We start from the raw sequence: 784 nt of genomic DNA on the forward strand, positions 1-784 counted from the left end.
CATCAAGGTGGCTTGGGATAATCCGCAAAATCGCTATAAGACTGAATATGTGTTCGTACGTGATGAAGTAGCGATTGCACGTGATCGAGGTGCAGTCAAATTACTTGAGCTTGAAGCATGGGGCTGTACATCAGAAGGACAAGCACAACGTACTGGGCAATGGGCCTTAAAAACAGAACAACTAGAAACTCGAACTGTCACATTTAAAGTTGGGTTGGATGGCTATATTCCATTACCAGGTAAAGTGATTGAACTTGCTGATGAGTTGTTGGCTGGCCGTGCAAATGGTGGGCGTGTTTCTTCAGTCAGTGCTGATTTAAAACAAATCACCTTAGATCGTGATGATGTGGTGTGCCGAGCTGGTGACCGTCTAGTTGTGAATGGCGAGAATGGAAAGGCACAGGCAAGAGTCGTATCGAGTATTGCTGGTCGAGTTGTTACTGTTGTATCAGCATTTGATAGTGTTGCCCCACAAAATGTCTGGGTGATTGATGCACAAGATTTAGCGACGATGAAATTTCGTGTCGTTTCGATTTCACAAGATGAGCCACACCAATTTACCATCACTGCTCTACAACATGCTTATTCTAAATTTGATGCAATTGATCATGGTGCATTTATTGATGATCGGCCAATCTCAATCATTAATCCTACAACCCAAGAACCTGTTGAATCAGTCAGCATTTCCAGTGAGCAAATGGTTCAGCAAGGAATGTCTGTTGAAACCATGGTGATCAGTTGGCCTCAAGCGAAAGATGCCACCAAGTATCAAGTTGAATGGCGT

Annotated in this window: 1 protein-coding gene; it reads left to right on the forward strand. The window is 43.6% G+C overall.

What is annotated here, in order from left to right:
* Nucleotides 1-784: phage tail protein (locus GJV03_RS21330; protein WP_252720762.1), on the forward strand; the 784-nt coding region annotated here is incomplete at both ends.

Source organism: Acinetobacter sp. RIT698 (assembly GCF_009668065.1).
Classification (GTDB): domain Bacteria; phylum Pseudomonadota; class Gammaproteobacteria; order Pseudomonadales; family Moraxellaceae; genus Acinetobacter; species Acinetobacter guillouiae.